This is a genomic window from Achromobacter sp. RTa (genome assembly GCF_000757485.1).
Taxonomy (GTDB): Bacteria; Pseudomonadota; Gammaproteobacteria; order Burkholderiales; family Burkholderiaceae_B; genus Achromobacter.
The window spans coordinates 115,761-122,890 of sequence record NZ_JPYO01000042.1 but is presented as its reverse complement, the minus strand read 5'-3'; the positions used below and the strand labels follow the sequence as shown (position 1 = coordinate 122,890).

General features: G+C 67.5%; 6 protein-coding genes. 5 read left to right on the top strand and 1 reads right to left on the bottom strand.

The genetic code is table 11. The features are described from left to right. Positions 1–82 precede the first annotated feature (82 nt). Entirely contained in the window at positions 83–1,312 is a 1,230-nt protein-coding gene (locus JL37_RS18245) for a patatin-like phospholipase family protein (RefSeq protein ID WP_081955110.1), read from the top strand. Then, entirely contained in the window at positions 1,309–1,776 is a 468-nt protein-coding gene (locus JL37_RS18240) for a barstar family protein (RefSeq protein ID WP_043545999.1), read from the top strand. Before JL37_RS18245 ends, JL37_RS18240 begins: the two co-directional genes overlap by 4 nt. A gap of 5 nt (positions 1,777–1,781) precedes the next feature. Here JL37_RS18240 and JL37_RS18235 read toward each other — a convergent pair whose 3' ends face one another. After that, positions 1,782–2,513 carry a 16S rRNA (uracil(1498)-N(3))-methyltransferase gene (locus JL37_RS18235; protein WP_043545998.1) on the bottom strand — a complete coding sequence of 244 codons (732 nt, stop codon included), beginning with the start codon at positions 2,511–2,513 and terminating at the stop codon, positions 1,782–1,784. Positions 2,514–2,719: 206 nt separating this feature from the next. On the opposite strand from JL37_RS18235, the gene tkt reads away from it, so the two are divergent. From tkt to JL37_RS18220, 3 genes are all read left to right on the top strand, one after another. Continuing rightward, positions 2,720–4,756 carry a transketolase gene (gene tkt, locus JL37_RS18230; RefSeq protein WP_043545997.1) on the top strand — a complete coding sequence of 679 codons (2,037 nt, stop codon included), beginning with the start codon at positions 2,720–2,722 and terminating at the stop codon, positions 4,754–4,756. Between the two features lie 14 nt (positions 4,757–4,770). Further along, positions 4,771–5,781: a type I glyceraldehyde-3-phosphate dehydrogenase gene (gene gap, locus JL37_RS18225; RefSeq protein ID WP_043545996.1), complete on the top strand. Its 1,011-nt coding sequence runs from the start codon at positions 4,771–4,773 to the stop codon at positions 5,779–5,781. Positions 5,782–5,876: 95 nt separating this feature from the next. Then, complete coding sequence (locus JL37_RS18220; RefSeq protein WP_052097349.1) at positions 5,877–7,070, top strand: phosphoglycerate kinase; 1,194 nt, start codon at positions 5,877–5,879, stop codon at positions 7,068–7,070. Positions 7,071–7,130 lie beyond the last annotated feature (60 nt).

Sequence of the window (7,130 nt, the reverse complement as noted above, 5' to 3'; positions counted from 1 at the left end):
GGCGCGAATGCGCCCGTGCACATCCTGACTTCGAGCTCCACCGTGCGCCGCATCGTCAACATGACGGCGATGACGGTCGTCGATGTCAATACACCGCGTTGAAGTAAGGCCGGCCGGCCCGGCGTGCCCGCGCACGCCGACCGGCCTGGTCCTGACCGGAGGCGGCGCCCGCGCCGCCTACCAGGTGGGCGTGCTCAGCGCCATCATGGAACTGCTGGATCCGGACTGGCATTCCCGTTTCCAGAATCCCTTCCACATCATCTGCGGCACCTCCGCGGGCGCCATCAACGCCGCGGCGCTGGCGTGCCGGGCCGACCGGCCGCACCTGGGCGTGCGGCGCATCCGGCGCCTCTGGTCCTCGCTGAATACCGACATGATCTACCGTGCCGACACCCCCGGCATGCTCCGTACCGGTGGGCGCTGGCTGGGCCTGCTGTCGCTGGGCTGGATGTATTCGGGGCTGACGCGCAAGCGGCCCACCTCCCTGCTGGACAACAGCCCCATGGAGGCCTTGCTGGGCCGGGTACTGGATTTCCAGCACCTCAGGTCCAACCTGGAGAGCGGGGCGCTGTCCGCGCTGGCGATCACGGCCTCGGGCTACACCAGCGGCGAGCACCTGACCTTCTATCAGGCGCACACGCCCATCGAGCCCTGGCACCGCTATCTGCGCCTGGCCATTCCCACGCCGATCGGCATCGACCACCTGATGGCGTCGTCCGCCATCCCCTTCGTCTTCCCGGCCCGCCAGGTGCAGGTGCACGGCAAGGGCGAATGGTGCGGCGACGGCTCGATGCGCCAGCTGGCGCCCATCAGCCCGGCCATACACCTGGGCGCGCATCGGGTGCTGGTGATCGGCACAGGCTTCCGGGACGACACCCACCCCGAGAACCGCGAGGACTCGCCGCCTTATCCGTCCCTGGCCCAGGTGGGCGGGCATGCGCTGGCCAGCATATTCCTGGATGGCCTGTCGATCGACGTCGAGCGCCTGCAGCGGATGAACTCCCTGATGGCCCTGACCGGAGAGGGCGATTCCGGCACCGGCGTGCGCCGCATCGAAGTCCTGACGATCACTCCCAGCCAGTCGCTGGACCTGATGGCGCTGGAGCATTTGCAGGACATGCCGGCCCAGGCCCGTGCCCTTTTCCGCGTACTCGGTGTATCGTCCGATCCAAGCCGTCCGGGAGGCGGATCTCTGATGTCCTACCTCCTGTTCGAATCCAGCTACACCAAGCGATTGATTGAACTGGGTTATGCCGATACGATGCAGCGTAACGACGAAGTGATCGCCTTTTTCAAGGAGGCTCAGGCATGACGCGCAATGGCCAATCTACTTTGCAGCGGCAGCTGCTGCGCGGCGGTGCGCTGGCCGGCGAAGGGCTGGATAAAAAGGCCGTGGTGGACGCCGCGCACGAGCTCGGCCTGCCTCTGTTCGTCGCCAATTGCGATCCTGCCCGCAGCCGTTCGGCGGTGTTGCGCGCCATCGTCAAGGCGGTGGATTTTCCCGAGTACTTCGGCGGCAATCTCGACGCGCTGTACGACTGCCTCTGCGACACGGTGCTGGATCACAAGATCGGCGTGGTGCTTTGGCTATACAAGCTGCACTCCGGCGATCCGGCGCTGGAAGAAGACGCCGCCCTCATCGAAACCGTCTGCTCGGACGCCTCGGATTTCGCCCGCGAGAACGGCCGCGTCTTCGCGTACGTCATCGAGCACGCCGGCAAGCATCCCGATCCCGAGCCGGGAGTCGCCGCCGCGCCCTACGGCGAAAACGGCTGAGCGTCCTACCAGCCCAGCAGCGCGCTGGCGGCCGACACCAGCGCCAGGCCGGCCGTCTCGGTGCGCAGCACCCGGGGGCCGAAGCGCACGGCCTGGACCCCGGCTTCGCGGGCCAGCTCCAGCTCCTTGTCGGACCACCCGCCTTCCGGGCCCACCAGCAGGGTCAGGGCCTGCAGGCCGGGGGCGGACCGCAGCCGCGTGGCGAGGTCGTCCGGGGCTTCCGGGTGGCACATCAGGCGCAGCCCCGCATCCGGTCGGGCTAGCCACTCCGCCAGCGTGCAGGGAGCCTCCACGGCCATCAGCCGGTTGCGGCCGCATTGCTCGCTGGCGGACTGCGCGATGCGCTGCCAGTGCGCCACGCGTTTTTCCAGCCGCGGCCCGGACAATTGCAGCACGCTGCGCTGCGCCGCGATCGGGCAGACCCGCGCCGCGCCCAGTTCCACGGCCTTCTCCACGACCCAGTCCATCTTGTCTCCGGACGGCAGCCCCTGGACCAGGGTGACGCTGCCGGCCAACTCGGCCTCGCGGGGCGAGAACTCCCCCAGCCGGGCAAAGCCGGCTTTGTCTTCCACCTCCAGCACCGCGGGATATTCGCCGCCGTGGCCGTTGAACAGCGTGAGGGCCTCGCCGTCGCGCAGGCGGAGCACCCGCAGCGCGTGGTGGGCAAGCGCGTCCGGCAGGGCCACGCGGGCGCCGGAGGCGAGGGGAATTTCGCAAAAGAAGCGGGGGGCGGACATGGGCGTTGCGGTATGGCAAAGAGTGGCTGCAGGCCCGCGCGGCAGGGGTGGCGCGGGGACCTTATTATGCCGTCGGAAGCCGGCGCCGCACCGGCCTTTCGGCCGATGGCCTGAGGGAAACCCCTGGATGCTAAAATCCCTTGCTTCGCAACCTACTTAACTGGCCCTATTTTTTCTAGGCATGCCAGCTTCAAAGAGCCTTCCGAATGAGCAATCCGACCGCCCCTAAACTTGCCTTGGCGGATGCCATCCGCGCCCTCGCGATGGACGCCGTGCAACAAGCGAACTCCGGGCACCCGGGTGCTCCCATGGGCATGGCGGAAATCGCCCAAGCCTTGTGGGCCGGCAACCTGCGTCACAATCCCAAGGATCCCGCCTGGGCCAACCGCGACCGCTTCGTGCTGTCCAACGGCCACGGCTCGATGCTGATCTACGCCTTGCTGCACCTGACGGGCTACGATCTGCCGATCGAAGAACTGAAGAATTTCCGCCAGCTGCATTCCAAGACGCCGGGCCACCCCGAAGTGGGCATCACCCCGGGCGTGGAAACCACCACCGGCCCGCTGGGCCAGGGCCTGGGCAATGCCGTGGGCATGGCGCTGGCCGAAGCGCTGCTGGCCGCCGAGTTCAACAAGCCCGGCCACTCCATCGTCGACCACCACACCTACGCCTTCACCGGCGACGGCTGCCTGATGGAAGGCATCTCGCACGAAGTCTGCTCGCTGGCCGGCACGCTGAAGCTGGGCAAGCTGGTGGTGCTGTACGACGACAACGGCATCTCCATCGACGGCCATGTCGAGCACTGGTTCGCCGACGACACCGCGAAGCGCTTCGAAGGCTACGGCTGGAACGTGATCCGCGGCGTGGACGGCCATGACGTCGCCGCAGTGGACGCCGCCATCAAGCAGGCCAAGTCGCAGTCCGCCAAGCCCACGCTCATCGTCTGCCGCACCGTCATCGGCAAGGGCTCGCCCAACATGGCCGGCACGCACAACGTGCACGGCGCGCCGCTGGGCAAGGACGAGATCGCCGCCACCCGCGCCGCGCTGGGCTGGTCCTCGGAACCCTTCCAGATTCCGCAAGACGTCTACAACGGCTGGGACGGCCGCCAGAAGGGCGCCTCGGCCCAGGCCGAATGGCAATCCGCCTTCGACGCCTACGCCGCCGAATTCCCCGCCGAGGCCGCCGAGTTCGCGCGCCGCATGAAGGGCGAGCTGCCCGCCGGCTACGCCGACCAGTTCCAGGCGTTCCTGAACGCCACGCTGGAGAAGGCCGAAACCGTTGCCACCCGCAAGGCTTCGCAGTTCGCCATCACGGCTCTGGCCGCCGCGCTGCCGGAAATGCTGGGAGGTTCGGCCGACCTGACCGGTTCCAACTTCACCGACTGGAAGGGCGTCGCCGCCGTCCGCGCGGGCGAAGAGGGCATCCAGTTCGGCCGCCACATCAACTACGGCGTGCGCGAATTCGGCATGGCCGCCATCATGAACGGCGTGGCCCTGCACGGCGGCTACCTGCCGTTCGGCGGCACGTTCCTGACCTTCTCCGATTACTCGCGCAATGCCATCCGCATGGCCGCGCTGATGAAGCAGCGCGTGGTCCACGTGTTCACCCACGACTCGATCGGCCTGGGCGAAGACGGCCCGACCCACCAGTCCATCGAGCACGCCGCCAGCCTGCGCCTGATCCCCAACCTGTCGCTGTGGCGCCCGTGCGATACGGCCGAAACCGCCGTGGCCTGGAATGCGGCCGTGACGCGCCCGACCAGCATCGGCATGGACGTGCACGACGGCGGCCCGACGGCGCTGTTGCTGTCGCGCCAGAACCTGCCGTTCGTGCCGCGCGACGCCGCCACCGTCGAGGCCATCGCCCGCGGCGGCTACGTGCTGCGCGACGCCGAAGGCGCCCGCGCCGTCATCATCGCCACCGGCTCGGAAGTCGCCATCGCGCTGGACGCGCAGGCGCAACTGGCCAAGGACGGCATCGCCGTGCGCGTGGTCTCCATGCCCAGCACCGACGTGTTCGACCGCCAGGACGCCGCCTGGAAGCAGTCCGTGCTGCCCAAGGGCCTGCCGCGCGTGGCCGTCGAGGCCGGCGTCACCGCCTTCTGGCACAAGTACGTGGGCCTGGAAGGCGCGGTGGTCGGCATCGACCGCTACGGTGAATCCGCGCCGGCCGGCGCGCTGTTCAAGTTCTTCGGGCTGACCGCCGACAAGGTGGCCGAGACCGTCCGCCAAGTTTTGTAAAAAGGAGCTTAGTCATGACCATTCGCGTCGCCATCAACGGTTACGGTCGCATCGGCCGCAACATCCTGCGTGCCCACTACGAAGGTGGCAAGAAGCACGACATCGAAATCGTCGCCATCAACGACCTGGGCGATCCCAAGACGAACGCCCACCTGACGCGCTACGACACCGCCCACGGCAAGTTCCCGGGCACCGTCGAAGTCGACGGCGACTTCATGGTCGTCAACGGCGACAAGATCCGCGTGCTGGCCAACCGCAACCCGGCCGAGCTGCCCTGGGGCGAGCTGAAGGTCGACGTGGTGCTGGAATGCACGGGCTTCTTCACCACCAAGGAAAAGGCCGGCGCGCACATCAAGGGCGGCGCCAAGAAAGTCATCATCTCGGCCCCCGGCGGCAAGGACGTCGACGCCACCGTCGTGTACGGCGTGAACCATGGCGTGCTGAAGGCTTCCGATACCGTCATCTCCAACGCGTCGTGCACCACCAACTGCCTGGCCCCGCTGGTCAAGCCGCTGAACGACAAGCTGGGCCTGGAAAACGGCCTGATGACGACCGTTCACGCCTACACCAACGACCAGGTCCTGACCGACGTCTACCACGAAGACCTGCGCCGCGCGCGTTCGGCCACCATGAGCATGATCCCCACCAAGACCGGCGCCGCCGCCGCCGTGGGCCTGGTGCTGCCGGAACTGAACGGCAAGCTGGACGGCTACGCCATCCGCGTCCCGACCATCAACGTGTCCATCGTCGACCTGTCGTTCGTCGCCAAGCGCGACACGACCGTCGAGGAAGTGAACAGCATCCTGAAGGAAGCTTCGGAAGGCGCGCTCAAGGGCATCCTGGACTACAACACCGAACCCCTGGTCTCGGTGGACTACAACCACAACCCGGCCTCCAGCACCGTTGACGCGTCGCTGACCAAGGTCTCGGGCCGCCTGGTCAAGGTCTCGTCCTGGTACGACAACGAGTGGGGCTTCTCGAACCGCATGCTCGACACCACCGTCGCGCTGATGTCGGCCAAGTAAGCAACACGGCTAGTCCATAGAGGGGACGGATTTGTTTTCCGCGAGTGCGGAAAATGGGTTCGTCCCCTTTGTACGCCCATCGTAGGAATCCAAATATGTCCAAGGTCAACACTCTGTCCGCGCTGGCCAAGTCCGGCGCCCTGTCCGGCAAGCGCGTGTTCATCCGCGCCGATCTGAACGTTCCGTTCGACGACGCCGGCCGCATCAGCGAAGACACCCGCATCCGCGCCTCGGTGCCCGGAATCCGCCTGGCCCTGGATGCCGGCGCCGCGGTCATGGTTACCTCTCACCTGGGCCGCCCGAAGGAAGGCGTCCTGACCGACGCCGACTCGCTGGCCAAGGTCGGCCAGCGCCTGTCCGAGCTGCTGGGCATGCCCGTGCAACTGGTGCGCGACTGGGTCGATGGCGTCCAGGTCGATCACGGCCAGGTCGTGCTGCTGGAAAACTGCCGCGTGAACGTCGGCGAAAAGAAGGATGACGAGACGCTGTCCAGGAAGATGGCCGCGTTGTGCGACGTCTACGTCAACGATGCTTTCGGCACGGCCCATAGAGCCGAGGCCACCACGCACGGCATCGCGCGCTTTGCGCCCGTGGCCTGCGCCGGCCCCTTGCTGGAAGCCGAGCTGGAAGCGCTGGGCCGCGCCCTGAACGACCCCAAGCGCCCGCTGGTCGCCATCGTGGGCGGCTCCAAGGTGTCGACCAAGCTGTCCATCCTGCAATCCCTGGCCGACAAGGTCGACCAACTGGTCGTGGGCGGAGGCATCGCCAACACCTTCATGCTGGCGGCCGGCCTGTCCATTGGCAAGTCGCTGGCCGAGCCCGACCAGGTCGACCAGGCGCGCGCGGTGATCGACATCATGAAGCAGCGCGGCGCGGCAGTGCCGATCCCCGTTGACGTGGTGTGCGCCAAGTCGTTCGGCGCCGATGCCGAGGCGACCGTCAAGGCCGCCAGCGACGTGGCCGACGACGACATGATCCTGGACATCGGTCCCCAGACCGCGGCGCAGTTGGCCGAGATCCTGAAGAAGGCCGGCACCATCGTCTGGAACGGTCCCGTGGGCGTGTTCGAATTCGACCAGTTCGCCAACGGCACCGAAGTGGTGGCGCGCGCCATCGCCGAATCCGAAGGCTTCTCGATCGCCGGCGGCGGCGACACGCTGGCCGCCATCGCCAAGTACGGCATCAGCGAGCAGGTCGGCTACATCTCGACCGGCGGCGGCGCGTTCCTGGAGTTCCTGGAAGGCAAGACCCTGCCCGCCGTGGCCGTGCTGGAAGAACGGGCGGGGTAGAGAGAGCCCCCACGCCGCGCCCCTTACGGGGCTAGCTGCCCCCCAAGGGGCTGGCCCGCC

Excerpts from the sequence above, each read along its gene's own strand:
- JL37_RS18240 (WP_043545999.1), top strand. The coding sequence starts at position 1,309 with ATGACGCGCAATGGCCAATCTACTTTGCAGCGGCAGCTGCTGCGCGGC.
- JL37_RS18220 (WP_052097349.1), top strand. The coding sequence starts at position 5,877 with ATGTCCAAGGTCAACACTCTGTCCGCGCTGGCCAAGTCCGGCGCCCTG.
- gap (WP_043545996.1), top strand. The coding sequence starts at position 4,771 with ATGACCATTCGCGTCGCCATCAACGGTTACGGTCGCATCGGCCGCAAC.
- tkt (WP_043545997.1), top strand. The coding sequence starts at position 2,720 with ATGAGCAATCCGACCGCCCCTAAACTTGCCTTGGCGGATGCCATCCGC.
- JL37_RS18245 (WP_081955110.1), top strand. The coding sequence starts at position 83 with ATGTCAATACACCGCGTTGAAGTAAGGCCGGCCGGCCCGGCGTGCCCG.
- JL37_RS18235 (WP_043545998.1), bottom strand. The coding sequence starts at position 2,513 with ATGTCCGCCCCCCGCTTCTTTTGCGAAATTCCCCTCGCCTCCGGCGCC.